General features: G+C 64.6%; 24 protein-coding genes. 8 read left to right on the forward strand and 16 right to left on the reverse strand.

Annotated elements, in window-relative coordinates:
• Positions 1–28: 28 nt before the first annotated feature.
• Together LJ656_RS32015 and LJ656_RS32020 are read right to left on the reverse strand one after the other, a co-directional pair.
• The gene (locus tag LJ656_RS32015; protein ID WP_230513464.1) at positions 29–262 is read right to left on the reverse strand and encodes a DUF2964 family protein; all 234 of its coding nucleotides are present in this window, start codon (positions 260–262) and stop codon (positions 29–31) included.
• A 158-nt stretch (positions 263–420) separates the two neighbouring features.
• Positions 421–1,020 carry a hypothetical protein gene (locus tag LJ656_RS32020; protein ID WP_230513465.1) on the reverse strand — a complete coding sequence of 200 codons (600 nt, stop codon included), beginning with the start codon at positions 1,018–1,020 and terminating at the stop codon, positions 421–423.
• An 841-nt stretch (positions 1,021–1,861) separates the two neighbouring features.
• Between LJ656_RS32020 and LJ656_RS32025 the strand changes: the two genes are divergently transcribed.
• Positions 1,862–2,140, forward strand: a complete 279-nt coding sequence (locus tag LJ656_RS32025; RefSeq protein ID WP_230513466.1) for a hypothetical protein — start codon at positions 1,862–1,864, stop codon at positions 2,138–2,140.
• An 88-nt stretch (positions 2,141–2,228) separates the two neighbouring features.
• Here the strand turns inward: LJ656_RS32025 and LJ656_RS32030 are convergent, their stop codons facing one another.
• Positions 2,229–2,537, reverse strand: coding sequence for a hypothetical protein (locus LJ656_RS32030; protein WP_230513467.1), 309 nt, complete (start codon positions 2,535–2,537; stop codon positions 2,229–2,231).
• A gap of 766 nt (positions 2,538–3,303) precedes the next feature.
• On the opposite strand from LJ656_RS32030, the gene LJ656_RS32035 reads away from it, so the two are divergent.
• On the forward strand, positions 3,304–3,636 hold the full coding sequence (locus LJ656_RS32035) for an H-NS family nucleoid-associated regulatory protein (protein WP_230513468.1): 333 nt from the start codon (positions 3,304–3,306) through the stop codon (positions 3,634–3,636).
• Here the strand turns inward: LJ656_RS32035 and LJ656_RS32040 are convergent.
• The 3 genes from LJ656_RS32040 to LJ656_RS32050 form a co-directional block, all read right to left on the reverse strand.
• Entirely contained in the window at positions 3,633–4,259 is a 627-nt protein-coding gene (locus LJ656_RS32040) for an arsenate reductase/protein-tyrosine-phosphatase family protein (protein WP_230513469.1), read from the reverse strand. The genes LJ656_RS32035 and LJ656_RS32040 overlap by 4 nt on opposite strands.
• 125 nt (positions 4,260–4,384) lie before the next feature.
• Positions 4,385–4,684 carry a hypothetical protein gene (locus tag LJ656_RS32045; RefSeq protein WP_230513470.1) on the reverse strand — a complete coding sequence of 100 codons (300 nt, stop codon included), beginning with the start codon at positions 4,682–4,684 and terminating at the stop codon, positions 4,385–4,387.
• Between the two features lie 141 nt (positions 4,685–4,825).
• Positions 4,826–5,578: a J domain-containing protein gene (locus LJ656_RS32050; protein WP_230513471.1), complete on the reverse strand. Its 753-nt coding sequence runs from the start codon at positions 5,576–5,578 to the stop codon at positions 4,826–4,828.
• Between the two features lie 462 nt (positions 5,579–6,040).
• On the opposite strand from LJ656_RS32050, the gene LJ656_RS32055 reads away from it, so the two are divergent.
• The 5 genes from LJ656_RS32055 to LJ656_RS32075 all read left to right on the forward strand — a co-directional run bounded on the left by LJ656_RS32055 (position 6,041) and on the right by LJ656_RS32075 (position 10,867).
• Positions 6,041–6,715 (forward strand): NADPH-dependent FMN reductase, encoded by a 675-nt coding sequence (locus LJ656_RS32055; protein ID WP_230513472.1) that lies wholly within the window; start codon positions 6,041–6,043, stop codon positions 6,713–6,715.
• Between the two features lie 332 nt (positions 6,716–7,047).
• The gene (locus LJ656_RS32060; protein WP_230513473.1) at positions 7,048–7,263 is read left to right on the forward strand and encodes a transcriptional regulator; all 216 of its coding nucleotides are present in this window, start codon (positions 7,048–7,050) and stop codon (positions 7,261–7,263) included.
• Positions 7,264–7,411: 148 nt separating this feature from the next.
• On the forward strand, positions 7,412–8,866 hold the full coding sequence (iaaH, locus tag LJ656_RS32065) for an indoleacetamide hydrolase (protein ID WP_230513474.1): 1,455 nt from the start codon (positions 7,412–7,414) through the stop codon (positions 8,864–8,866).
• 42 nt (positions 8,867–8,908) lie between these two features.
• On the forward strand, positions 8,909–9,697 hold the full coding sequence (locus LJ656_RS32070) for a CDP-diacylglycerol diphosphatase (RefSeq protein ID WP_230513475.1): 789 nt from the start codon (positions 8,909–8,911) through the stop codon (positions 9,695–9,697).
• Positions 9,698–9,850: 153 nt separating this feature from the next.
• On the forward strand, positions 9,851–10,867 hold the full coding sequence (locus LJ656_RS32075) for a fatty acid desaturase (RefSeq protein ID WP_230513476.1): 1,017 nt from the start codon (positions 9,851–9,853) through the stop codon (positions 10,865–10,867).
• 181 nt (positions 10,868–11,048) lie between these two features.
• Here the strand turns inward: LJ656_RS32075 and LJ656_RS32080 are convergent, their stop codons facing one another.
• The 6 genes from LJ656_RS32080 to LJ656_RS32105 all read right to left on the reverse strand — a co-directional run bounded on the left by LJ656_RS32080 (position 11,049) and on the right by LJ656_RS32105 (position 17,700).
• A complete protein-coding gene (locus LJ656_RS32080) occupies positions 11,049–12,068 on the reverse strand; it encodes an ABC transporter substrate-binding protein (protein ID WP_230513477.1) in 1,020 nt (339 codons plus the stop codon).
• Positions 12,069–12,102: 34 nt separating this feature from the next.
• The gene (locus LJ656_RS32085) at positions 12,103–13,011 is read right to left on the reverse strand and encodes an SMP-30/gluconolactonase/LRE family protein (RefSeq protein ID WP_230513478.1); all 909 of its coding nucleotides are present in this window, start codon (positions 13,009–13,011) and stop codon (positions 12,103–12,105) included.
• An 86-nt stretch (positions 13,012–13,097) separates the two neighbouring features.
• Complete coding sequence (locus LJ656_RS32090; RefSeq protein WP_230513479.1) at positions 13,098–14,084, reverse strand: ABC transporter permease; 987 nt, start codon at positions 14,082–14,084, stop codon at positions 13,098–13,100.
• On the reverse strand, positions 14,081–15,046 hold the full coding sequence (locus tag LJ656_RS32095) for an ABC transporter permease (RefSeq protein WP_230513480.1): 966 nt from the start codon (positions 15,044–15,046) through the stop codon (positions 14,081–14,083). The genes LJ656_RS32090 and LJ656_RS32095 overlap by 4 nt, the downstream gene beginning before the upstream one ends.
• The gene (locus LJ656_RS32100) at positions 15,043–16,560 is read right to left on the reverse strand and encodes a sugar ABC transporter ATP-binding protein (RefSeq protein ID WP_230513481.1); all 1,518 of its coding nucleotides are present in this window, start codon (positions 16,558–16,560) and stop codon (positions 15,043–15,045) included. Before LJ656_RS32100 ends, LJ656_RS32095 begins: the two co-directional genes overlap by 4 nt.
• 105 nt (positions 16,561–16,665) lie before the next feature.
• A complete protein-coding gene (locus LJ656_RS32105) occupies positions 16,666–17,700 on the reverse strand; it encodes an ABC transporter substrate-binding protein (RefSeq protein WP_230513482.1) in 1,035 nt (344 codons plus the stop codon).
• A 346-nt stretch (positions 17,701–18,046) separates the two neighbouring features.
• On the opposite strand from LJ656_RS32105, the gene LJ656_RS32110 reads away from it, so the two are divergent.
• Positions 18,047–19,765 (forward strand): alpha/beta-hydrolase family protein, encoded by a 1,719-nt coding sequence (locus tag LJ656_RS32110; RefSeq protein ID WP_230513483.1) that lies wholly within the window; start codon positions 18,047–18,049, stop codon positions 19,763–19,765.
• A gap of 52 nt (positions 19,766–19,817) precedes the next feature.
• Here the strand turns inward: LJ656_RS32110 and argE are convergent, their stop codons facing one another.
• The 4 genes from argE to LJ656_RS32130 are packed head-to-tail and all read right to left on the reverse strand — an operon-like array spanning position 19,818 to position 23,451.
• The gene (gene argE, locus LJ656_RS32115; protein WP_230513484.1) at positions 19,818–20,981 is read right to left on the reverse strand and encodes an acetylornithine deacetylase; all 1,164 of its coding nucleotides are present in this window, start codon (positions 20,979–20,981) and stop codon (positions 19,818–19,820) included.
• Positions 20,974–21,651 (reverse strand): DUF1028 domain-containing protein, encoded by a 678-nt coding sequence (locus LJ656_RS32120; protein ID WP_230513485.1) that lies wholly within the window; start codon positions 21,649–21,651, stop codon positions 20,974–20,976. Before LJ656_RS32120 ends, argE begins: the two co-directional genes overlap by 8 nt.
• Positions 21,652–21,661: 10 nt before the next feature.
• Positions 21,662–22,093: a RidA family protein gene (locus tag LJ656_RS32125; protein ID WP_230513486.1), complete on the reverse strand. Its 432-nt coding sequence runs from the start codon at positions 22,091–22,093 to the stop codon at positions 21,662–21,664.
• Positions 22,093–23,451, reverse strand: a complete 1,359-nt coding sequence (locus LJ656_RS32130; RefSeq protein WP_230513487.1) for a flavin-containing monooxygenase — start codon at positions 23,449–23,451, stop codon at positions 22,093–22,095. Before LJ656_RS32130 ends, LJ656_RS32125 begins: the two co-directional genes overlap by 1 nt.
• Positions 23,452–23,490: the final 39 nt, after the last annotated feature.

Raw genomic sequence — 23,490 nt, forward strand, 5'->3', positions numbered from 1 at the left:
TGCCGGTCCGACGCCTTTCGGGCAGACGTTATTCGTCCGCCGCGACGAACAGCATCGAGACATACAGAATGGTCGACACGACGATAATGCCGACGCCGATCAGCACCTTGGTGCGATCGAAATAGAGACCGCCCTTGATCACCACGCCGATCCCGGCGACCGCCGACAAGGTGCCGAACGCCGCGAGGCCGACGTGGATCTTGCTGCGGATCAGCCGCCGACGCTCCGCTTCGGGTGTGGATTGCGTTTGCTTCGGTTCCATGCCGTGCTCCTTCGCAGGCGGCGCGCCGGTGGCGCCAATCGGGCCGGGCGCCCTGCCGGCGCCCGCCGCCCGGTGCACGCGCCGCGTGATCGGCTTCGCTGATGCCGACCCACGCCGCGCGCGGCGATACGCTTGAACGTATCCGTTTCGCTCTACCTCTAATCGCGCGACACCGACGCGGCCGCGGCCGATACGAATACCGCGCGCACCGAATCGCCGACCTTCAAACGTTCGAGCGCGACTTCCGGCGACACGTCGAGCGTTTCCGTGCGGGTCGGACCGCGCAACGTGATCGTGCGATTCTTGCGATCGATCTGGCGTATCGTCGCCACCACTTCGACGCGCCGCGCCGACGCGACCACGCCGTTGGCCGCCGGCTGCGTGAGTTCGGTGTCGATCCGCTGGCGAATGCCGCGCGCCGCGAGTTTGTCGACGCCGATCAGCACCGCCTTCTTGTACGCAATTGTCACCAGGTCGCCGATCCGCAGCTTGCTCACGTCCGCGGCTTGCGGATTCACGTCGAACGTCTCCACGCCGCCTTCCGGGCCCATCAGCGTCACACTGTTGGTGGCCGGATCGATCGCCACGACGCGCGCCTGCACATGCAGCAGCGCGGCCGCGCCGACTGCCTGCTGCTCAGTCCCGGGCGCCGGGTTCTGCTGCGCGAGCGCCGGCCCCGCTGTCGCCGCGGTCAGCGTCAACGCCACCGCAATCGCCTTCATGCGCGCGAACCGCGAATCCGATCTATTGCAAGCCATCACATTCTCCTTTTGACTACGTCGGTAGTACGGCAAAAAACTGTTCTTATCGGCATGGCCGGCGCAAGACGATGCCTATGCACGGCGGTTGGATTTTCCGTATATGCGTTGACGGCAAAACCGCCGCTCGCGCGAGCATTAAAAATGGCGAATGGGGCAGTTAATCCGCTTTTAGTCGAAATCTGCCCGCGCTGTGGACATAAGGGCGCTTCGACCCGGACGCGTCGCAATACGTAAAGCAATCTCGTACGGAAAAACCTGAGGGGGCGATACGCGGGCGGAGCCGCGACGCAACCGCCGCGGCCTTTGTGGCGGGCGGCGCACGCGGAACCGCGCGGGTGGACGTCCGCTTGCATGGGCATCAGCGGACGCGGGAACGACTAGTCATAACACTTTCCTCGCAAGGACATCGATTACCGTTAGGCGCAAATGAATCGGCCCGGAAATAAATAAGGTTATGACTGTCTTGAACTGTCCGGCGATGCTAGCAAACGCGTCGGGGAATGGCAAGGCAGGCCCCACGGCCGCGCATAAGCACCAGATCCGCGAATCGAGGCCAGCGCAATGCACCATTAAATTCGCATTCCCATAGCACGGTTCGTGTCGAAGCTGGTGTAAAAAGATGCGTAAATATCCTTAACGATTCTTCCGGTGGGTTAACACGCATTTCGCATCGGTAGAGACAAAAAATTGTCGTCAATTCCCGCGATACTTTGCATGCCGCCCAATGTCCGTGCAATAACGGCCCCCGGGCGAAAGGAAAGCAAAGCAGGCACAGCGCTTGCTGGGAAACCGCGTCAACTTTTACCGCACACCATTCGTTATCCAAAGGACACCGCATATGATTACTGCCCGCCCCTGCACCGCCGCCTGTGTGATCGACGGTCGCCTCGTCACGCTGACGTTCCATCCGGACAACGTCGTGCTGCGGATTGCCGATTCGTCCGGCGCGTGTCTGCGGGAGACTCGCTGGCATGGCACGTGGCGCTCACTGCTGGATGAATTCCGCGGGTATTACGAAGCGGCCGGAAGCAGCGCAAGCGCGCCCGGCGTCGAAGCGCTGGTCGCGCAACTGGGCGAGCCCGCCGGCCGCGCGCCGCGCGAACCGGCGCTTGCATGACAGAGGACGAAGCGCGGCGCGTCGTGGCGAGCGTCGGTTATCGCGCGCGCCGCGGCCGCTGCCGCTATCGTTGGCACTGAAGCAACGCTTATTGGCCGAAATACACGTTGCAGCCGGAGCCGATCGCGCAGGCTTGCGCGTGGCGGCCGCCCGTTTCCGCGTGCCCCGCGGCGACGCCGCCATAAGCGGTGTTCTGTATCGGTTGCTGGCGCGACTGCCAGCCCTGTCCCAACGATATGTCGGTAGTCGCCTGCGCCGATTCGTTCGCGTTCTGCTGCATTACCGCATGGGCCGGCATCGCGGCGTCCGGCGGCCCGCCCGGCTCCGCGGCGCTAGCGGTCCTGGGGATCAGAAACAGCAACGCGCTGGCGGCGATCATCAATACACGTAATTTCATTTCCGGAACTCCTCGACTCCGGCGCAGCAGTGTTCGTCCTCCAGAACAATGGATCCGCGTGGGCGAAAGCGAGATTGCCCACGACAGCGGGGAACGGATCGATGCCAATGCGCCACTGCCGCGACGGGTCATCGAACTAAACAGATAAAGAATTGCCGCCTCTTCACTCGGGAAATGGCCGCTGGAGGCGAGCTGTCAGTCTGCATTGCGCAGTTTTTCGTAGTTCTTTTATAGTTCGCACATCGGGGAATTCAATCCGGAGCTGCGAGAGATGTGGTCAATTGCCCACACCGTTCGATAAACCGCATTGGTCGGCAAAATCGGCGTGAACAAAACGTGCTTTGTGCGCGCATTGCGTTATGATGTCGCTATAACGCACAAGAAGCGGCGCCCGCACACCGGCGAAAGTCCGGTGAAAGACGGACAGCGTGGAGTGATCCCAGCCATTCGCAATCATTGCATCGAAACACGGTTTCTTCTTTGCCGGACGTCAGGTCTACCGGCCTCGTTCGCCGCGCTGTGACATGCTGAACTATTTGCAGATCGACATACTCAGTTTGATGGTCGGATTTTCAGGCGGCCGCCTTTGGCGCAGCCCGCTTTGCAATTCGGAGAGCAACGTTTTTTAACGGCGCTCATGGCCTTCACTTCACTCGACAACCCGATCGCGGGCCGACCCTCTCTGGTTTGGGGCGCGATGCTTCGCAGCTTTTTCCTGCATCCGTCAATGACGGAATGCGGCACGATTTAGAAGGACGAATATCTTATGGACGAAAGAAAGCGGGATAGCATGATTGCGTATCTCCGCCATCGTATGGAAGAGTTTGGTATCAAACCAGACGACCTTGCCGCGGCGCTCGCGTCCGAGTCGATGGCCAAAAAGGCCGAGCGCTATCGCAGCGCGACCGGAGACAGCTGGGACGGAAACGGCGAAATGCCCCAATGGCTGAAGCAGGCAATCAGCGCAGGCCAGAGCATCGAGCATTTCGAACTGGTGGTGGACAAGCCGGCGCCTGCCGTGCCGCAACCGAAAAAACAGGTGGATTGGTCGAACGATCCATTCGCCGGTACGCGACTTGCGCGCCCCGGTAACCGCTAGGCGCGGGCTGCCACGCTCGAAGGCGCCCTCGCGGCGACTTCAAAATGACCGCTTGCACCGCGCAGCGCTCTGCTGCCCCCGCCGTTTGCGGTATTGACCGCATTGCGCGCATCGACAATCCCGCTTGCCTCCGCCGCCTCGCCCGCATGCTCCGAAGTGACCCCGTTCGCCGTACGCCGTGCATATTCCGGTTGCGCGATAAACGCACTCACCTGCCGTACCGTTTGCCAAAAAGTCTTGTCGAACAGACGCGCCAGTTCGTCCGCGCCGGCGGCCTCGCCCGCGAGAGGATCGGCAATCGACCAGTGGAGAAACAGCGGCTGGCCGGGAAATGCCGGCGCATGCAGTGCATCGACGGCTTCGTCGAGCGCGATCACGACATCCATGCGCGGCGCCCATTCGCCGGTAAATTCGAGCCAGCTTTTCGGGCTCAACGGCGCGCGCCCGGCGATGCCGGGCTGCAATTGCGCCAGCGCCTGAGGATGGATTCCCGCGGCCGGTTCGGGGCCCGCGCTAAAGGCGTCGAACCGGTGTGCCGCCAGTTCGTGCAGCAACGCTTCGGCAATGATGCTGCGGATTGAATTGTCGCGGCAAAGAAACAGCACCTTATATTTATTGGTCACACTTTCCCCGTACCGATGTTTTTATCTGGTCTCCGGCCGGCATTATGCCGATCCAGTCTTGCGCCCCCGTGACACTACGGCGTCTTTATTATTTGCGCCACGGGATTCGCACCAGGCATCTCGAGTCACGGGCACAAGGCACAACGCACTGCGAACGATGCGCAGTGTACCAGTGTCCGGGCGGCTCTTTCATGCCGGCTCAATATTCGTCGGATCAAAGGACCTGGTCGTCCTTGCGGCCCCCCCCCGACCTGCTTGACCGCGTCGCCGTCCACTGCGGCCGGAGTCTGCGCGTTTGGCGTCGCATCGGGCGAGGTCGCCGCGGGCGGTGTGTCGAGCGCTTTCGCGCCATCGGCAATTGCCGGTGTCGCGACGTAAGGAATAAACGCCGCGATCGCGACCACGAGGATGTAGGTGAGAAACATGGCGGACGCTCGATTGCGAACCCGTAATCGATTGTAGAAGCGCCATGTCGAGCGCCAAAGACGGGACTGCCGATCAATTCGGTCGACGTCTATCGTCTGGCGGACAGGGGGATATTCGTCACACGCTGGCAACGGGCGACATCAGAATTTCAGACCGTTCAGGAATTGCAGCCAGAGGTGGCTCAGCGCGCTGGCCGGGTGCATATCGCTGGCGGTTTCCTCGCGTTTGGGCGGCTGCGCGCGTCCGGCATGCGGCGTGTCGGGGTGGCCGTGGCGAGCGGAGGTCGCCTTATCGGTCCCGTTGGCGGCCGACGCGGCGCCGGCCTCCCCAACGGCTTCGGCTGGCTCTGACTCGGGCCTCTGAGCGGCAGCCTGGTGCGCTTTCGCGCTTCGCGCCGCGTTGCGCGCGTGCCGCTTCTGTTGCGCCCGCTCGGCTTCCTCGCGCCGCGCCGCCTGCAACGCCGCGACGCTGTCCGCAATCTGCGCCGCACGTTGCGGTTCGCATTGGCGCCCGAGTAGCACGCCGAACAGCACGTCGCGATTATGACCTTCGTCGGCAAAGCGGATGGCGATCGACACCATCTCCGCATACGCCGCTTCGTCCGCCGCGCGCGCCGCCGCATCGCGTTCGGCCTGCTCGCGGCGCCGGCCCGACAATTCGGCTTCGAACGCGCTCATCTGTTCCGCGTAGACGGTGTCGTAGACCTTGCGCTGGTCCGCGTCGGAGAGGATCGCGTACGCGTCCTTGATTTCCTGAAATGCGGCACGCGCGGTTTCTTCGGCGCCATGATTGCGGTCCGGATGCCACTTCATCGCGGCCTTGCGGTAAGCGCGTTTGATTTCTTCGTCGGTGGCGTGCGCGGGCACGCCGAGCGTGTCATACAGGGTTGCCATGCTGAACTCGATATCGCGGGGAATCCACGCGGCATCGTAGCATGCGAGAAACGCCGCCATCGTGACGCAAGCGCTGGAACCACCACGCGCACGACAGTGCGCAGCGCCGTCACGTCGACTGAAAAATGGCCGAAAAAAAGGCCTCGCCACTTGCGCGGCGAGGCCGAGTCCCATGTCAAAGGAGATGTCATGGAGGAGACGGATTCATCATACCGTCGGCACCGCGGGTGCCCAACCAACAGTTCGCCATATGCTTATCGCGCGGTCGTTCACGTGTATTGCAGCGGCCGCGCGGTTATATCGTTAGAACAAAAAGTCGCTTAGCGGCGCGGCGGGCGCTCATTAAGATGACACTTCAAAGTCCGGTTCGCCCGCTGCGATCCGTGCGCGTCGTGCTACGGCCCGCGCGCACGGATCGCAGGGAAAGCCGTATAAAAGCCGCAAAACCGAAGGAGCATTTCGTTGAGCAGACCCGATCATTCCCGCCGCCCTCTCGTGGTCGGCATTGGCGGCACGACGCGCGCGGCCTCGTCGACCGAACGCGCGCTCGCGTTCGCATTGCGCGGCGCCGAAGCGGCCGGCGCACAGACCCATCTGTTTGGCGGCGCTTTTCTGCATAGCCTGCCGCACTACGCGCCGGAACAACCGGCGCGCACCGACGAACAGCTCGAGTTGATCGACGCCGTACGTCGCGCTGACGCGGTGATCATCGCGACCCCCGGTTATCACGGCGGCGTGTCGGGCCTCGTGAAAAACGCGCTCGATACGCTGGAAGAGTTGCGCGCCGACGAACGGCCGTATCTCGACGGCCGCGCGGTCGGCTGCATCGTCACCGCTTATGGCTGGCAGGCGGCGGGCTCCGTGCTGACCTCGCTGCGTTCGATCGCGCATGCGCTGCGCGGCTGGCCGACGCCGTTCGGCGCCGGCATCAACACGCTGGAAACGCGCTTCGACAGCGCCGACCGTTGCTCCGATCCGAAGGTGGTCGAACAACTGGCGATAGTCGGTCAGCAAGCGGCGCAATTCGCGCTCGCGTTCAACGCGCGGCATACGCCCGCACTGACGCCGCCCGCAAGCCAGCCATCGACCCGCGGCGCCGCCGACAGTCACGCCCCCCGCCTTCTGCACGCGGTCTGAACCGCTGCACGCCCCCGCGTGACGCGGTTCAGACCGCGTCACGCCGCATCAAAAACACGGCACGCTCCGCGCACCGTGCGCCACATAACAGACACCGCGCGCCCAACGCTTTAGTGTGATCGAACACAGCGATTTTGAGCCAATCCTGGCGGCTGATTATCACTCCCGCCTCGCGCTGATTTGCTTACGACGAAAGATTGGTTCACCCGCTGCACAGCGCGCCCTACGCTACACCCTGCCTGCCGTTTCACGAACCCTCGGCATCGACAGAGCGGCGCGACTCGCGCTGGTTTTCCGCACGACGCATGCGAGCACACTGACAAGTCAAGACCATGAACTCACATATCCGCTACAAGGGCTACGAAGTCGAAGCGGCCACGCAACCGCTTCCCAATGGTCTATTCGCCGCGAATCTGACGATCGAACGGCGCAATGCCGACACCCGTAAAGCGTATTCATTCGACGCGCTCGATTACTTCTTCGACGAAGAGCATGCGCTCGCGTACGCGTCCGATTGGGGACGCATGTGGATCGACAATCATCCATAAGCGCGTCGGTATCGATTACGAGGCGCGCGAGGCGCGCCGGTAAATTCGCCTCGCACGCTTCACGTCGTCGCTGTGGTGCGTGACCGGCGGTCGGTATTCAGACGGTTGTGCCAGAATAGTCGGACCCTTGCGTTCGCATTCTGCAATCATGACCTGGACCGTCGACGCACAACTCGCGCTGACCGCAACCGAGGCGGTCGAGGCGCTGCAGTCCGGCCGCCTCAAAGCCGCCGACTACGTCGCCACGCTGCTCGCGCGCGCCGCCGCGCTCACCCATCTGAACGCGTTCACCACGCTCGATCTGAGCGGCGCGCTCGCCGCCGCCCGCCGCATCGACGCGTTGCCTGCGGCCGCCAGAGCGCGCCTGCCGCTCGCCGGTCTGCCGATCGTCGTCAAGGACAACATCAACACCGCGGGTCTGCCGACCTCGGCGGGCACACCGGCACTGGAGAACTTCGTGGCGGCACAGAATGCGCCGTCGCTGCAACGGCTCGTCGACGCGGGCGCGATCGTGCTCGGCAAGGCCAACATGCACGAACTCGCGTTCGGCATCACAAGCACGAACCTCGCCGCGCATGCGGGACCGGTACGCAATCCTTACGATCCGTCGCTGATGCCGGGCGGCTCGTCGGGCGGCACAGCCGTCGCGATCGCCGCGCGAATCGCACCGGCAGGACTCGGCACCGACACCGGCGGCTCGACGCGGATTCCAGCCGCGCTGACCGGCACCGCGGGGCTGCGTCCGTCGGTCGGCAATGGCGGCGCCGAGCGCCGCTATCACGATCACGACGCAGTCGTGCCGATCAGCCATACGCGCGACACCGTCGGCCCGATGGCGCGCAGCGTCGCCGATCTGGCGCTGCTCGACGGCGTGATCAGCGGCGATGCCAAACTGCCCACGGTCGCGCTCGACACCCTGCGCATCGGTTTGCCGGCGCCGCTGTGGGCCGGGCTCGAACACCAGGTCGACGACGTCGCGCACGCCGCGTTACGCAAACTCGAAGCGGCGGGCGTGACGTTCGTGCCGGTGGCGATGGACGAACTCGAACATCTGAACGCGATGGTCGGCGGCCCGATCGCGGTTCACGAAGCGCTCGACGATGTGCGCGCGTGGCTCGTCGCGAATCGCGCGCCGGTGCAAACGGTCGCCGAACTGGCCGCGCGGATCGCGAGCCCCGACGTGCGCGCGATTTACGACGAAGTGCTCGCCGACGTGCTCGGCCCGCACTACACTGCGGCGCTCACTTACTGGCGCCCGCGCCTGCAAAGCTATCTTGCGACGACCTTCGCCGATGCCGGTCTCGACGCGCTGCTGTTTCCGACCACCCGCCTCGTCGCCGTACCGATCGACGATCTGAACGGTTCGTCGACGGTCAGGATCGACGGCGGGCCGACGCTCGATACGATGGAAGCGTTCCTGCGCAACACGGATCCCGCCAGCACCGCGGGCCTTCCCGGATTGTCGCTGCCGGCCGGCATCAGCGCGAGCGGCCTGCCGGTCGGGCTCGAGCTGGACGGACCGCTCGGCTCGGACCGGCGGCTGCTGGCGCTCGGCATCGCGTTCGAACAGGTGCTCGGCGCATTGCCGGCGCCGGTACTATGACGCCACCCTTGCTACGTTTGCTCAACCTCCCCCCAAGTGACGATGACGAGAACCGCCACCGCCCACTCCCGCCGCACACTGCCTGACCGTCTCGCCCATTTCGCCGCCGTGCTCGCGCTCGCGCTGAGCGCGACCTCGTGCGCGCGTCTGGCGACCGTCGATTCGAACGCACTGTGGAAAATCGTCGATATCCGTTGCGTGCCGTCGCAGCAGGCGACCGGCACCCCGGGCCAGTGCGAGATCGTCGACCTCGATAAACGCTACGTGATCCTGAAGGATATTCTCGGCCGCTCGCAATATCTGCTGATGCCGACCGATCGCATCACCGGCATCGAAAGTCCGCTGATCGTGGCCCCCGGCGCGAAGGACTACTGGCTCGACGCGTGGAACTCGCGCCATTACGTGCAGCGCGCGGTGAAGCGCGAATTGCCCGACAATCAGCTCGGCCTTGAAATCAATTCGCAGTACCGACGCTCGCAGAATCAGCTGCATCTGCATATCGATTGCATGCGCGGCGATATCAGCACGGCGCTCGCCGGGCACGCGCAGGATGCGCTGGGCGTTTGGCGCTGGACCACGCTCGACGGCCGGCGCTACCGCGTGATGCGCGTGAGTTCGATCAGCGGCGCCGACGACCCGTTCCGAATCGTCGCGCGCGACAATCCCGACCCCGCGACGATGGCCACGCAAACGATTCTCGTGACCGGCGCCGGACCGTCCGCCGAACGCGACGGCTGGCTGATCGTCAACAGCGGCATCGATGTCGACGGCGGCACCGGCACCGCCGAAGGCCTGCTCGATCACGAGTGCCGGATCGCGGACCAGCATTGAGCTTGCGTTGCATTCAGTGCGTGTTGCGTTGAGCGTGCATCGCGCGGCAGCCGCTATCCACGATTGCACAGATACATTGCTCGATAAAATGGTTCCTGCACGCGGCGGGCGCCCGTACGATCGGTCTGACTCTGCATTCAGACCGGTTTTACGATGGCGATCTATCTCGACGACACCCAGCGCAGCGACCTCGCCGATCTTGCGAGAAGCTGGACCTGGCGCACTCAATGGCCAACCTGGGCGCTGATCGTCACGATCTACGCTAGCTGGTTCGGTGTCGCGACACACGCTCGCGCACTCGGTTTGCCGGCTACGACCTTGCTGCTCGCCGTGCTCGGCGCCTGGTACATGTCGTTGCAGCACGAGCTGCTGCACGGACATCCGACCCGCTCGCCATTCATCAACGGTCTGCTCGGCTTCGCGCCACTGGCCGTGTGGTTTCCTTATCGCATCTATCGCGAATCGCACCTTCAGCATCACGACGATGCGCAGCTGACGCGCCCCGGCCACGATCCCGAAAGCTATTTCGTCAGCTCCGCAGATTGGCTGCGCGCCGGCGCCGCGATGCGTGCGTTGCTGTTGTTTCGCACTACTTTGTTCGGTCGCTTGCTGGTTGGGCCCGCGTTTTCGCTTGCCGCGACCGGCGCGCAAGCGCTCGGCAAAATCAGGGACGGCGATTGGCGCGACGTGCCGGCGTGGCTCGCCCATCTCGCCGCCCTGGCCGCGCTGACCGGATGGTTGCAGCAGCGCTGCGCAATACCCGTGTGGGTGTTCATCGTCGGGGCCGGGTATGGTTCATTGGCGCTCGCGTCGGTGCGCTCGTTTTACGAACATCGCGACGCCCAGGTGGCCGCGCATCGCACGGTAATCAACGAAGCGGCATGGGGATGGCGACTGCTGTTCCTGAACAACAACTACCACCTCGTTCATCACGACCTGCCGCAGGTGCCGTGGTTTGCGCTGGGGGCGGTCTATCGGAACTCGCGCGAGCAGTACATCGAACGCTCGGGCGGCTTTCTGGTCGGCGGTTACAGCGAATGGGTCAGGCGTTATGCATTTGCGTCGGTGAGCCATCCGGTGACTGGCGCTGCGCTCGGCACACGCCATGAAAATCCAGTTGTTTCCGGCGGTTTTGCGGGTAAATTGCGGCGGGCAAATCTGGAAATTTGACCATCGGTTGGATCGCAAGGGTTGCAGTTAGACCCTCGGCCGATTTCCCGACCTTTCGCTAGCCGACGCTCGCCAACTTCCCAACGCCGCAGCCAAACTGCTGGCCTATGGCCTCCACCCGGAGGCGAGCGTGCTTCGAACCAACGGCACGGCCAGCAAACGCTCGAGCCGCACCGCGCGCTCACTTCTTCCCGTCGATCACGGCGACCACCTCGTCGCGCGTGTACTCCTTGTTCGCCAGCGCACCGGCCGGCGTCCTGGCGAGCACCGCATCGAGTTCTTCCGGCTTCACTTCGAGCACCGGCATCCGGATATCGTGCGGCACCTTCTTGCCGGCCAGAATCTGCTGCGTCACCCAGAACGCGAACGTCGACGCGCCGGGCGGAATCGTCACCGACATGGTCTGGTAGCCGCTCTTCTTCTGATCGGCCCACCATGCGAGTTCTTCCTGACGGTTGCCGAGGATGATGATCGGCGTCGGCCGTCCCGCCGTCTTGATCGCCTGCGCGGCGCCGAAGCCGTCACCGCCCTGGGTCACGACGCCGTCGATCTGCGGCAAGGTCGGCAGAATGCCCGCGACCTGCTTTTGCGCGACCGTCTGCGTCCAGTCGCCGTGCACCGAGCCGACGATCTTCAGCCCGGGATACTTCTTCAACTGCTCGACGACGCCCTGGTGAATCTCGTCGTCCACCGACACACCCGCGAGTCCGCGGATCTCCAGCAGATTGCCCTTGCCGTTCAAACGCTTCGCAAGGTAATCGACCTGCATGCGGCCCATGCCCTGGAAGTCGACCGCGATCCGGTATGCGCACGGCTCGGTCGCGATTCCGTCGAACGACACGACCGTCACGCCCGCGCCGCAAGCCTGCTTGATCACGCCATTGAGCGCGGTCGGCGACACGGCGTCGACGACGATCGCCTTGTAGCCCTGCAAAACCAGGTTCTGGATCTGCTGGACCTGCTCGGTCGCCTGGCTTTCGGCAGTCGTGAAGCTCGGCGCGGCCGCGACGACCTTCTGCTTCACCGCGGGGTCCGCGACGCTGGCCCAGCTCTTGAGCATCTGCTGGCGCCAGCTGTTGCCCGCGTAGTTGTTCGACAGCGCGAGCTTTTGCGACGAGGTGTCGCCGGTCGCGACCTGCGCCGACGCACCCGCCGATGCCGCGGCGATGCACAGCGCCACGGCCAATCTTGTCATCGTCATGTCTGTCTCCGGTTGTTTTTGATGGTGTAACGCTTCAACGCCCCGCGCCGCGCACGCCGACGTACAGCGAATAGATCGACGAGGTTGCCGCGATGAACAGGCAGTTGCGGTTGATCCCGCCGAACGTGAGGTTTGCGACGACCTCGGGAATCAGGATCTTGCCGAGCAGCGTGCCGTCCGGCGCATAGCAGTGCACGCCGTCTTCCGCGCTGGTCCACACGTTGCCGTGCTCGTCGATGCGCATGCCGTCGGGCACGCCGCTGTCCATCCCGACCAGCACCCGTCCGTTGCGCAAATGTGCGCCGCCCGCCACGTCGAACACGCGAATATGACGCGGCGCGCCGTCGTCGTGCGACGCGGCCGAATCCGCGATATAGAGGCGCGATTCGTCCGGCGAGAAGGCCAGGCCGTTCGGCTTCGCGAACTCGTCGCTGACCAGTTCCACGCGTGCGCTGTCCGCCGCCACACGATAGACGTTGCACCGGCCGATCTCGCTCTCCGCGCGATACCCTTCGTAGTCGCTCAGGATTCCGTAGTCCGGATCGGTGAACCAGACGTTGCCGCTCGAATCGACAACGACATCGTTCGGTGAATTGAGCCGCTTGCCTTCGTAGTGCGATGCGAGCACGGTCACACTGCCGTCGTGTTCGGTGCGCGTCACGCGCCGCGTGCCGTGCTCGCAGGTGACGAGCCGGCCTTCGCGGTCGCGCGTGTTGCCGTTGCTGTAGTTCGACGGCGCGCGAAACACGCCGACCCCCATGCCCGGTGCCCAGCGCAGCATCCGGTTGTTCGGTATGTCGCTCCAGACGAGCAGGTCGGTCGCCGGGAAATAGACCGGTCCTTCGGCCCACAGGCACTGATCGGTGACGCGCGTCAGGAACGCGTTGGGCTGAAGCAGCCGCCTGAAACGCGGGTCATGCACTTCGTAGTCGCTGGATTTCATGTCCCTCTCGTTCTTTGGGTGGATTCGAACAGCAGTTCATGCGGGTTCATGCGCGCTCATGTGCACTCATGTGCGCTCACGCGGCCTCACCGCGCGGTCTTTCCGCCGGCCGCGACCGTCACCGCGACGATCAGAACGCCGTAGACGATCGCGCGCACGCCCGCATCGGCGCCAAGCGCATTGAGCGCGGCGTTGGTGAGGTACAGGAACATCGACGCGCCCCACACGCCGACGATCGTCGCCTTGCCGCCGCTGACCAGGGTGCCGCCGATCACGACCACGGCGATCGAGATCAGCATGTACTCGACCCCCATGTCGAGCGACGCGCCGCCCGACGTCGCCGCTAGCAGCAGCGCGGTGAGCGCCGCGATCATCGAGCACAACACGTACGCGACGCAGCGCGTGCGGTGCACGTCGACACCGGCGAGCCACGCGGCCCGCGCGTTCTGCCCGATCGCCGAAAGCCGGCGGCCATACACCGCGCGATGCAACAGCACCGCGAGCGCCGCCGACAACGCGAGCGCAAACAGCGCGATATACGGCACGCCGACGAACCGTCCGGTCGCGAACGCGCCGAGCGCGGGCGGCGGCGGCGGCAGTTGCCGCCCTTGCGTGATCGCGATCGACTGGATGATGAAGCTCGACGACAGCGTCGCGATGATCGGCGGAATCCGCAGCAGCCGGATCAGCACGAAATTCGCGAGGCCCACCGCGACGCCGACGCCAAGCGCGGCTGCGACGCCGAGCGCGACGCGCGCGTCCGATCCGTCCATCACGTGCATGCCGATCACGCCGGCGAGCGCGATCGTCGACGGCACCGAGAGGTCGATGTTGCCGACCCCCGACGTGATCACGAGCATTTGCCCGAGACCGACCAGCACCATGAACACGCCGTACGTGAGCGCCGTTTGCGCGACGTTGCTGGCGATGCCGAAGCCGAACACGCCGACGATGCCGAACCACACCAGCACCGCGCCGACGAACGACCACACCCACGGCGCCTGAAGCTCCCGCCAGCGTGTGAAGACGCCGCCGCCGGCACCGATCGCGCTGTCCGAAGTCTGCGTTTTCATTGACGCTCTCCGCGTTGGAGCAGCACGCGCAGCGACAGCACGACGATCAGAATCGCGCCCTGCATGCCGACCTGCCAGTCAGCCGAAATGTTGAGGAAGGCGAGGAACGATGCCGCAAGCGTCAGCGTTATCGCGCCGAGCACCGCACCGATCACCGACACGCGTCCGCCGATGAATTCGCCGCCGCCCAGAATCACCGCGGCGATCGACAGCAGCGTGTAGCGCAGCGCGAGATTCGCGTCGGCGGAAGTCGTGAGCCCGAGCAGCGACAGCCCGGACAATACCCCGAAGATGCCCGCGATACCGTACAGCGTCGCCTTGCTGCGCACGAGCGACCAGCCGAAGCGGCGCATCGCGCGGGGATTGCCGCCGGCGCCGCGAATCCGCACGCCGGCCGAGGTACGCATCAGCAGCACATGGCCGATGACCGCGATCAGCACCGACCACACGATCGGCGCCGCGATCAACGGCGTCTGGTAGTTCATCGCGGTGCCGAGCCAGGCGGGGCTCGTGCCGCCCGGTGAAGGCAGCAGCACGATCGCGAGGCCGCTCCACACGAACGACAGCCCGAGCGTCACGACGATCGACGGGATCTGCCGCAGCTCGATCAGCGCGCCGACGGCCGCATACGCGAGCACGCAGCCGACGAGCGCGAGCACGCCGAGCCATGGCTGTTTCACCAGCAGCGTCGCGCCGATGCACGCGACAAGGCTGACGAACGAACCGATCGACAGGTCGAGATCGTTGACGGTGATGATCGCGAGCTGCGCGAGCGTCGCGAGCACGATCGGCACCGCGAGATTGAGCAGCAGGCTGCTGCCGAAGTAGCTCATCACCGCCGGCTGCATGATCAGGATCGGCACCAGCACCGCGATCAGCGAGATGGCCGGAAGCAGCGCGCGCAGGCGCGCCTGAGTGTTCTGGACAGTGAAGCGTTCGACTGTAAAGCGCGCTGGCGTCATGCGGCCTGCTCCTCGAAGCTCGCCGCAAGCAGCGCTTCTTCCGTGCATTGGTCGGCGGTGAGTACGCGGGTGACCGCCGCCGAGCGAAATACGTACGTGCGGTCGCAATGCGACAGCTCTTCGTTTTCCGTCGTGTACCAGATGAAGGTGCGGCCCTTGTGCGCCTCGTCGTGCACGAGTTGATAGATGTCGCGCTTCGTGCCGACGTCGACGCCGCGCGTGGGATCGTCCATCAGGATCAACTGCGCGTCCGACGCGAGCGCGCGCGCGAACAGCACCTTCTGCTGATTGCCGCCGGACAGCGACAGAATGCCCGCGCTCATCGGCGCGCCGCGTATGCCGATCTTCGTGCGCCACGCTTCGACGAGCGCGCGCGCCGCGCTGCGATCGACCAGACCGCGCCGCGCTTTCGCGCCGCCGAGAAGCCACCGCAGATCCAGATTCTGCGCAATCGACCAGACCGGAAACACGCCGTCGCGGCCGCGGTCGCCCGCGACGAACGCGGCCTTCACGCGGGCGGCGCCGTGACGCGTCGCGGCCTCGTAGATCGCGAGCAGCGCCTCCGTCTGCCCTTGTCCCGCGAGTCCCGCAAAGCCGACGATCTCGCCGCGCGACGCCTCTATCGACGTGCGCTTCTGCGCGCCGAAGTTCCAGCGGAACGCGCGTTCGCCACCGCTCGCGTTGCGTGAGCGCGCGGCCGTCGGCGTCTTGTCCGCTTCGAGCTGCTGGCCCATCGCCTGAATGATCGCCGCGCGGCTCGCCGACTCGCGCGGCAACACGCCGACGATGCCGCCGTCGCGCATCACGGCCACGCGATCCGCGACACGCTCGATCTCGCCGAGCATGTGCGTGATCAGTACACACGTGATACCGCGTTGCGCAGCGCGCCGCACGAACGCGAGCAATTGTTCGGCGGTGTGCGCGTCGAGCGATGAGGTCGGCTCGTCGAGAATCACGAGCCGCACTGGTGTATCCGTCACCGTGAAGCCGCGCGCGATCTCCACCATCTGCTGTTGGGTGAGCGTCAGGTCGGATACCAGCTCGTTGCCCTTGAGCCCGTGGCCGGGAAAAATTTCATCGAGCTTCTCGCGCATCAGCGCGGTCGCCTCGCGGCGCCAGCCGCGCCCGCGCAATTGCGGATGCACGATCGTCATGTTCTCGGCGACCGTCAGGTTCGCGCACAGCGACAGCTCCTGGAACACGCAGCGCACGCCGGCATCGCGCGCGGCATTCGCATCGTAATGCGGGGCAGGCTGACCGTCGACGACGATGCGCCCCTGCGTCGGCGGATAGACGCCGGCCAGCACGGCCATCAGCGTGGATTTACCGGCGCCGTTGTGTCCCGCGATGCCTACGCATTCTCCGCGCTGGAACGCGAAGTCGATGTCGGCGAGCGCGCGTACCCGGCCGAAGACCTTGCCGATGCCTTCGAAGCGAATCAGCGCGCCCTGCTGCTCGTTGCTCGATGTTGCTCCCGGTGTTGCTCCCGCTGTTGCTCCCGCTGTTGCTCCCATTCACATGCCTCCATGCCCGGCGACGCGAACCGCTTGCTCGAACCGCCTGCTCGAACTGCTTGCTTCAATTGCCTGAACTGCTTGCTGGGATGTGACCGGACGCGCTTACTTCCTGTCGAGCAAGGCCACGGTCTGCGGTAGCGTGTAGGTGACGTCGGCGAGTCCGCCCGGTGGCGTCGCCGCGAGCTTCGCCGGCAACTCCTGTTCGGAGATTGCGAGCAGCGGCACGTTGATCGTCACGTCCTTCGGAATGTGCTTGCCCGCGAGCACCTGCTGCGCGACCCAGAACGCGAACGACACAGCGCCCGGCGGGTTCGACAATGAGCGCGACTGGTAACCGGTCTTCGCCTGCTCGCTCCACCACTGGAGTTCCGGGTAGGTGCTGCCGATGATCATCGGCGGCGTGGGTCGATTGGCCGCCTTGAACGCCTGCGCGATGCCGAACGACATCTCGCCTTCGGTCGCGACGCCATCGACTTGCGGCAGCGTCGGAAGAACGCCCGCGACGGCCTTCTGCGCGACCGACTGCGTCCAGTCGCCGTTCACCGAGCCGACGAGCTTCAGGCCCGGATGCTTTTTCAGCCCTTCGAGCACGCCTTCATGCATCAGGTTGTCGACGGAAATGCCGGCCACGCCTCGCACTTCCAGGATGTTGCCTTTGCCGTTCAGGCGGGTCGCCAGATAGTCGACGCCCTGCTCGGCCCAGCCCTTGAAATCGAAATTGACGCGATACGCGCACGGTTCGTCGACCACACCGTCGAACGACACGACGACGATGCCCGCCGCGCACGCCTTCCTGATCGTTCCGTTGAGCGCGGTGGGCGACACGGCGTCGATCACGATCGCGTTGTAGCCTTGCAGGATCAGGTTTTGCACCTGCTGCGCCTGCTCGGTCACCTGGTTTTCAGCGGTCGTGAACGCGGGCGCGGCGGCGATCTTCTTGTCGCTCGCCGCCTGTTGCGCGACCGTGTTCCAGCTTTTGAGCATCGACTGGCGCCACGCGTTGCCCGCGAAGCTGTTGGATAGCGCGATTTTCTTTTGCGACGTATCGCCGGTCGCGACCTGCGCGTGCGCCGCGCTGCCGAACATGCACGCTGCGAGCGCAAGCGCGGCCCTGAGCTGTATTCCTCGACGGAACATCCTGTCATCTCCTATGGTTTTTCTTGGAGACACGACGCGGCTTGATGGACAGTGCGCCGCTGCATTGATCTCCGGCGCGGTCAGGCCAATTAGTTCTGGTCAGGCCAATTGATCGCGGAGCCAGTATAGCGACTGGTTTTGGCGCGTGCAATGCGGGTGGTTACCGGTAACCGCTGTGTACCAGCTGCGCTCTGGCCGTAACATTGTTATGCGTTACGATCGGCCCAATGCGGTTGCACACGATTCATGCAAGCTCCGTCCGGCCCCCCGCTTCTGCGCGTCCTGAACTTCTTCGCGGTCGACACGCGGGAACGGGGTACGAGTTGTATCAATCGAGCAAGCAAGCATGCAGAACGTCCACAAATTAGAAGCTCCCGCGCTCCGCAACGCACTCGGGACGCCGACGCTCGGCGGCTCGTTGCTCGCACTTCTGTTCTGGTGGCAGTCACTGACGCCGACACTGATACCGCGGTCGTGGGGAATGCAAACCGCGATCGGCGCGATCTGCGTGGCCATCGGCTACGGGATAGGCACAATGGCCGGCGCTGGAGTGCATCGGCTCCTGAAGTGGTGGGGATGCTTGCCCGCAAGCATGATCCGCCGGTGTGGCTGGACCGTTCTGGCAGTGGCCTGGCTCGCTGCGATATTCGTCGGCCCGAAGCTATGGCTCGACTGGCAGAACGAGCAACGCAGCTTCATGGGAATGGCGTCCATCGGTTGGTCTGACGGCGTGCTGGTGGGCCTGCTCTCGCCTTTCGCCGCCGTGGTTCTGGTGGGCGCCGGGCGCGTGATGATCCACGGTTTCGCCGCAGCGAAGCGGGTCGTCCAGCGCTACGTGCCGTCGATCGTGTCGGTGCCGGCAACAGCGCTGCTGGTCGCCGTGATCGGCATCGCGCTGGCTCGCGGAGTGGCGCTTCCCGCCTTCACCGCGGCCGCCAACTTCGTCCATGCGCGGGTGAACGAGAAAACGGCTGATGGAATCCAGGCTCCCAGCTCGTCGGCGGTCTCCGGCAGCAGCGCATCGCTGGTTGCCTGGGACACGTTGGGACTCAGGGGGCGCAACTTCGTGGCGGCAGTCACAAGCGGGCAGGAGCTTGCGACGTCCCACGCGACGGATGCCGGGTTCGTTGATCCGGTGAGAGTGTACGTTGGGTTGGATTCCGCGAAGTCCGCGCGGCAGCGCGCACAGCTCGCAGTTCGTGAGCTCGAACGCGCGGGCGGGTTCAAGCGGAAAGTGCTTGTCGTGTGGGTGCCCACCGGCACGGGTTGGATAGTCCCGAAAGCCGCGACTTCGCTTGAGCAGATGTACCGCGGCGATACGGCGATCGTCGCCATCCAATACTCTTTTCTGCCTAGTCTGCTCGCCGTCTTCATGGACGATGGACTCGCGAACGAGGCGGGAATCACGCTCTTCAACGCCGTTCGCGCGCGCTGGTCAATGCTGCCGCCGGATCGGCGCCCGAAGCTTGTCGTGTTCGGCAAGAGCCTCGGCGCCGCGGGGGTGGAGGCATCTTTCGTCGGAGCGGACGCCTCTGCCTCGGTCGCCAACATGGTGGGTCAGACAGATGGCGTGCTGATCACCGGCGGCAGACAAAGCAATCCTATCCATTCCCAGCTCACTCGCGAGCGCGATTCCAGGTCGCCCTTCTGGCAGCCGATCTTCGACGAGGGGCGCTCCGTACGGTTCCTGAACCGGGATCCGCATCAGCTGTCATTGGATGCCGACTGGCCGGCTCCGCGAATCGTGTATCTGCAGCATGCGGCCGATCCGGCCGTCTTCTGGAATGGCAAGGCGCTGTGGTGGCCGCCGGAGTGGATGGCTGCGCCCCGTGGCTTCGACGTACGTGACGCCGTGCGTTGGTTTCCGATCGTCTCGGGTGTGCAGGCGGCGGGCGATCTGCTCAACCAGCTCAACGTGCCGCCGGGCTTCGGACACAACTACGCGTCATCAGAGTATGTCAAGGCTTGGGCCAGTATCATGCCTCCCGACGGCTGGACGGACGCAGACACCGAACGACTGGCGCACTCAATCGACGAGACGGCGGGCGACGAATCAGAGCCGTGAGCGAACTGCTCAAACAGTTCAACCCGGTAGCAGCCATGGGAGTCGGGCCTGACTAGCCGGCGACCGCAAGATGATCCGCCAGGCGCATCAGCATCGCGTCGCAACCATTCAATTGCTCGACGGTGACGAACTCGTCCGGCTTGTGCCCCTGGTCCATGCTGCCCGGCCCGCAAACGACCGCCGGAATACCGGCGCGCGTAAACAGCCCGCCTTCGGTGCCGAACGCCACGGTGCCGAATTCATTCGATCCACTCAGCAGCGCGAGCAGACGCGCCGCTTCGCTTTCCTTATCAGTTGCCAGTTCCGGATACGCGTTCAACTGCTCCAAACGAATATCCGTCGACGCTTGTACTGCCCGCATTTTCGGCAGCAGTTCGGCTTGCGCGTAGGCCTGCAATTTATCCGCTACGACGGTCGCATCGAACCCCGGAACAGAACGCACTTCGAAATCGAATTCGCATTCGGCCGGCACGATGTTCAATGCGCGGCCGCCCTTGATGACGCCGGTCTGCACGGTCGAGAACGGTGGATCGAAACGAGCATCGTGGTGTTGCGGCTCGGCCAGTTCTTCCCCGATTGCTTCGAGCCGATTGATCAAACGGGCCGCATATTGAATTGCGTTCACGCCATAAGGTGCGAAGGCCGAGTGACACGCGGCGCCCTTCACGCTGCAGCGCATCGCCAGTTTGCCCTTGTGACCGAGCACCGGTTTCAATTCGGTCGGCTCGCCAATCAGGCATAAACGAGGTTTATGCTCGCGCCGCGCCAGTTCGGCCAACATCGGTCGAACGCCAACGCAACCGACTTCCTCGTCGTAGGAAAACGCGAGGTGGACCGGCACGTCGAGCTTGCGCTTCAGAAATACGGGCACTGCCGCCAGCACGGACGCGATATACCCTTTCATGTCGGCGGTGCCGCGACCGTACAGACGCCCGTCCTTCTCGGTCAGACGGAATGGCTCGACCGTCCATGCCTGACCGTCGACCGGCACGACGTCCGTGTGCCCGGACAGCACGATGCCGCCCCGGTCGCGCGGACCGATAGTCGCGAACAGATTCGCTTTGCTGCGCTCGTCGTTATGAAAGAGTTCGCTTTCCACCCCGAGGTCCGCAAGGTACTGCTGCACGAACGAGATCAATTCCAGGTTGGAGTCGCGACTGACGGTCGAAAAACCGATCAGCCGCCCGAGCAATTCGCGGCTCGACAGTTCACTCATCGCCTGGCACTCCGTAGCTCGGTGCGGCAGTCGGATTCAATGCGCGCGCGGTGTAGTCCTGCATTTGCGGCCGATAGGCCTGCCACAATGCATCGAGCTGACCGAGCGGATCTTCGTCGGCCCAGTCGACGCGCAGATCGACCACCGGCCAGACTTGCGCATCGACGATCTTCAACGCGGCCGAATGCACCGGCCCCGCCTCGCCGCCCGCTGCCAGCGCGGCGTGCATCGCTGCAAGCAGGCGAGCCGCGAGCGCTCCCTGCGCGCGCTCGAACGCGTCGACCATTGCTTCGATCACCTGCTGGCCGGCCAGCAGATTGCCGGCCGCAACGCACTGCTCGCCCGCCACCGCGTTATGCACGCCGAGCGCCTGTTGCCCGGTGAACATCGCGGTGCGCCCGTGACTGTCGATCACGGTCACCTGCCGATACTCGCTCCATTCGCTCTCTCGCAACGCCTGTTCGAGCGCCGCATCCGGCGCAAGCTGTTGCTGTTCTAGCAGACCGAGTATTCGCGGACCGAGCGCGGGCAACGTGACGTTTTGCGTCGCGACCGCGCCTACCCCGGCACGCGCCCACGGGCACCGCGCACCGACCGCGATGCTCGACGAACTGATGGCGATGCCGAGTTGGCCGGTCTGCCGGCAGCGTCCGACGATCGAGAATGTCATGCGCAGCTCCTCACGCCTGAGCGGGCGTCCAGTTGTCCGGAATGACGGCGATCACATCGATTTCCATCAGCCACTGCGGCTGACCGAGCGCGCTCACCACGAGACCCGTCGAAATCGGATAGACGCCCTTCAACCACTTGCCGACCTCCTGATAGACCGGTTCGCGGTAACGCGGGTCGATCAGATAGGTCGTCGTCTTGACGATATGCGACAGATCGCTGCCCGCCTCTTCGAGCAGTTGCTTGACGTTCTTCATCGCCTGCTCGGCCTGCGCGCGCGGGTCGCCCAATCCAATCAGATTGCCGTCGAAATCGGTACCGACCTGGCCGCGCACGTAGACCGTATTGCCGGCACGAACCGCCTGGCACAGGTCGTTGTCGAGCGATTGATTCGGGTAGGTATCCTTCGTATTGAACATGCGGATGCGGGTATGCGTCGGCATCAATTCACTCCCAGTTCGTTGGCTTTTGTAACCTGCGACTTCTCGCGCGAGGCCTCGGCTTCAGTCGCCGCGCGCGCGAGACGCTCATTCTGGCGACGCTGCGACGCGTCGTGATAAGCCAGATATTTGCGCTGCGTGGCGATGTGATCGGCGATGTGTTTCGCGTCGTGCCATACACCCCAGATAAACGACGAACCGCGACGCGACAGCCACGGCAGGCCGACGAAATAAATGCCCGGTTCCTTCGCTACACCGCGCTGATGCTGCGGCTTGCCCTTCGCATCGAAGGTATCCACCTGGAGCCAGTTGAAATCGACCGCATAGCCGGTCGCCCAGATGATCGTCTTTACACCGGCCTGCGCAAGATCCAGCTCGCGCAGCGGCTGCGTGACACAGTCGGGATCGGGCGGGACCAGCCGTGCGTCGGGTTCTTCGGGCAAATCGATGCCGTTGCGCTGAACATAAGCGTCCGCGGCATCGAGCAGCGCCATCAGGTTCTCATCGCCGCGCCGGATATTGTCGGCGAGATCCTGTTCGAAGCTCACCACGCCATTGGCGAACGATCGCGTCAAGCCGACCAGCGTAATGCCCCGATGAGCCAGTTTGCGGAAATCGATCGTCTGGCCGCCGTACGCACCGCTGACGGCAATCGTCACGTGCTCGCGTCCAGGCCCGGCGACTTCCTTGTCCCACTCGCCGAGCACGCCTAACCACCAGCAAAAATCGCGGCCGCGGTACGAGCGCGGCGGACGGTCGTGAGCGCCGACCGACAGATAGACCTGGCGCCCCGCGCGCTGCAGTTCGTCGGCGATCTGCACGCCCGACGAGCCCGCGCCGACCACCAGCACCGCGCCTTCCGGCAGTTGCGCGGGGTTGCGGTAATCGGCCGAATGCAGTTGCGTCAGACCTGCATCGTCCGGCGCGAGCTGGGGAATCACCGGCCGCTGGAACGGCCCGGTCGCGACGACCACGCGGTTGGCCTCGATCACGCCGTCGGTGGTTTCGATCGTGAAGCCCGGATGCCCGTCGCGACGCTTGACGCTGGTGACTTCGACGCCGGTGCGGATCGGCGCATTGAACTTGCGTGCATAGGCCTCGAAGTACTCGGCGACCTGATCCTTACCGGCAAAAGCGTCGGGGTCGAGCCCTTCGAATTCCAGCCCCGGGAAGCGGTCATGCCAGGCCGGGCCGTTGGCGACCAGCGAATCCCAGCGCCCGGTGCGCCAGCGTTCGGCGATCCGGTCCCGTTCCAGCACCAGATGCGGCACGCCCAGTTTGCCGAGATGCTCGCTCATCGCGACGCCGGCCTGACCGGCACCCACGACCAGCGTGTCAATCGACAACGTTTCAGCCGTCATGGCTGTCTCCTTTCGAAAAGCGAGTGGATTCGGATGTTC

This window comes from Paraburkholderia sejongensis (genome assembly GCF_020880815.1).
GTDB classification, from domain to species: Bacteria; Pseudomonadota; Gammaproteobacteria; order Burkholderiales; family Burkholderiaceae; genus Paraburkholderia; species Paraburkholderia sejongensis.

Excerpts from the sequence above, each read along its gene's own strand:
- LJ656_RS32015 (WP_230513464.1), bottom strand. The coding sequence starts at position 262 with ATGGAACCGAAGCAAACGCAATCCACACCCGAAGCGGAGCGTCGGCGG.
- LJ656_RS32020 (WP_230513465.1), bottom strand. The coding sequence starts at position 1,020 with ATGGCTTGCAATAGATCGGATTCGCGGTTCGCGCGCATGAAGGCGATT.
- LJ656_RS32025 (WP_230513466.1), top strand. The coding sequence starts at position 1,862 with ATGATTACTGCCCGCCCCTGCACCGCCGCCTGTGTGATCGACGGTCGC.
- LJ656_RS32030 (WP_230513467.1), bottom strand. The coding sequence starts at position 2,537 with ATGAAATTACGTGTATTGATGATCGCCGCCAGCGCGTTGCTGTTTCTG.
- LJ656_RS32035 (WP_230513468.1), top strand. The coding sequence starts at position 3,304 with ATGGACGAAAGAAAGCGGGATAGCATGATTGCGTATCTCCGCCATCGT.
- LJ656_RS32045 (WP_230513470.1), bottom strand. The coding sequence starts at position 4,684 with ATGTTTCTCACCTACATCCTCGTGGTCGCGATCGCGGCGTTTATTCCT.
- LJ656_RS32050 (WP_230513471.1), bottom strand. The coding sequence starts at position 5,578 with ATGGCAACCCTGTATGACACGCTCGGCGTGCCCGCGCACGCCACCGAC.
- LJ656_RS32060 (WP_230513473.1), top strand. The coding sequence starts at position 7,048 with ATGAACTCACATATCCGCTACAAGGGCTACGAAGTCGAAGCGGCCACG.
- iaaH (WP_230513474.1), top strand. The coding sequence starts at position 7,412 with ATGACCTGGACCGTCGACGCACAACTCGCGCTGACCGCAACCGAGGCG.
- LJ656_RS32070 (WP_230513475.1), top strand. The coding sequence starts at position 8,909 with ATGACGAGAACCGCCACCGCCCACTCCCGCCGCACACTGCCTGACCGT.
- LJ656_RS32075 (WP_230513476.1), top strand. The coding sequence starts at position 9,851 with ATGGCGATCTATCTCGACGACACCCAGCGCAGCGACCTCGCCGATCTT.
- LJ656_RS32080 (WP_230513477.1), bottom strand. The coding sequence starts at position 12,068 with ATGACGATGACAAGATTGGCCGTGGCGCTGTGCATCGCCGCGGCATCG.
- LJ656_RS32085 (WP_230513478.1), bottom strand. The coding sequence starts at position 13,011 with ATGAAATCCAGCGACTACGAAGTGCATGACCCGCGTTTCAGGCGGCTG.
- LJ656_RS32090 (WP_230513479.1), bottom strand. The coding sequence starts at position 14,084 with ATGAAAACGCAGACTTCGGACAGCGCGATCGGTGCCGGCGGCGGCGTC.
- LJ656_RS32095 (WP_230513480.1), bottom strand. The coding sequence starts at position 15,046 with ATGACGCCAGCGCGCTTTACAGTCGAACGCTTCACTGTCCAGAACACT.
- LJ656_RS32100 (WP_230513481.1), bottom strand. The coding sequence starts at position 16,560 with ATGGGAGCAACAGCGGGAGCAACAGCGGGAGCAACACCGGGAGCAACA.
- LJ656_RS32105 (WP_230513482.1), bottom strand. The coding sequence starts at position 17,700 with ATGTTCCGTCGAGGAATACAGCTCAGGGCCGCGCTTGCGCTCGCAGCG.
- LJ656_RS32110 (WP_230513483.1), top strand. The coding sequence starts at position 18,047 with ATGCAGAACGTCCACAAATTAGAAGCTCCCGCGCTCCGCAACGCACTC.
- argE (WP_230513484.1), bottom strand. The coding sequence starts at position 20,981 with ATGAGTGAACTGTCGAGCCGCGAATTGCTCGGGCGGCTGATCGGTTTT.
- LJ656_RS32120 (WP_230513485.1), bottom strand. The coding sequence starts at position 21,651 with ATGACATTCTCGATCGTCGGACGCTGCCGGCAGACCGGCCAACTCGGC.
- LJ656_RS32125 (WP_230513486.1), bottom strand. The coding sequence starts at position 22,093 with ATGCCGACGCATACCCGCATCCGCATGTTCAATACGAAGGATACCTAC.
- LJ656_RS32130 (WP_230513487.1), bottom strand. The coding sequence starts at position 23,451 with ATGACGGCTGAAACGTTGTCGATTGACACGCTGGTCGTGGGTGCCGGT.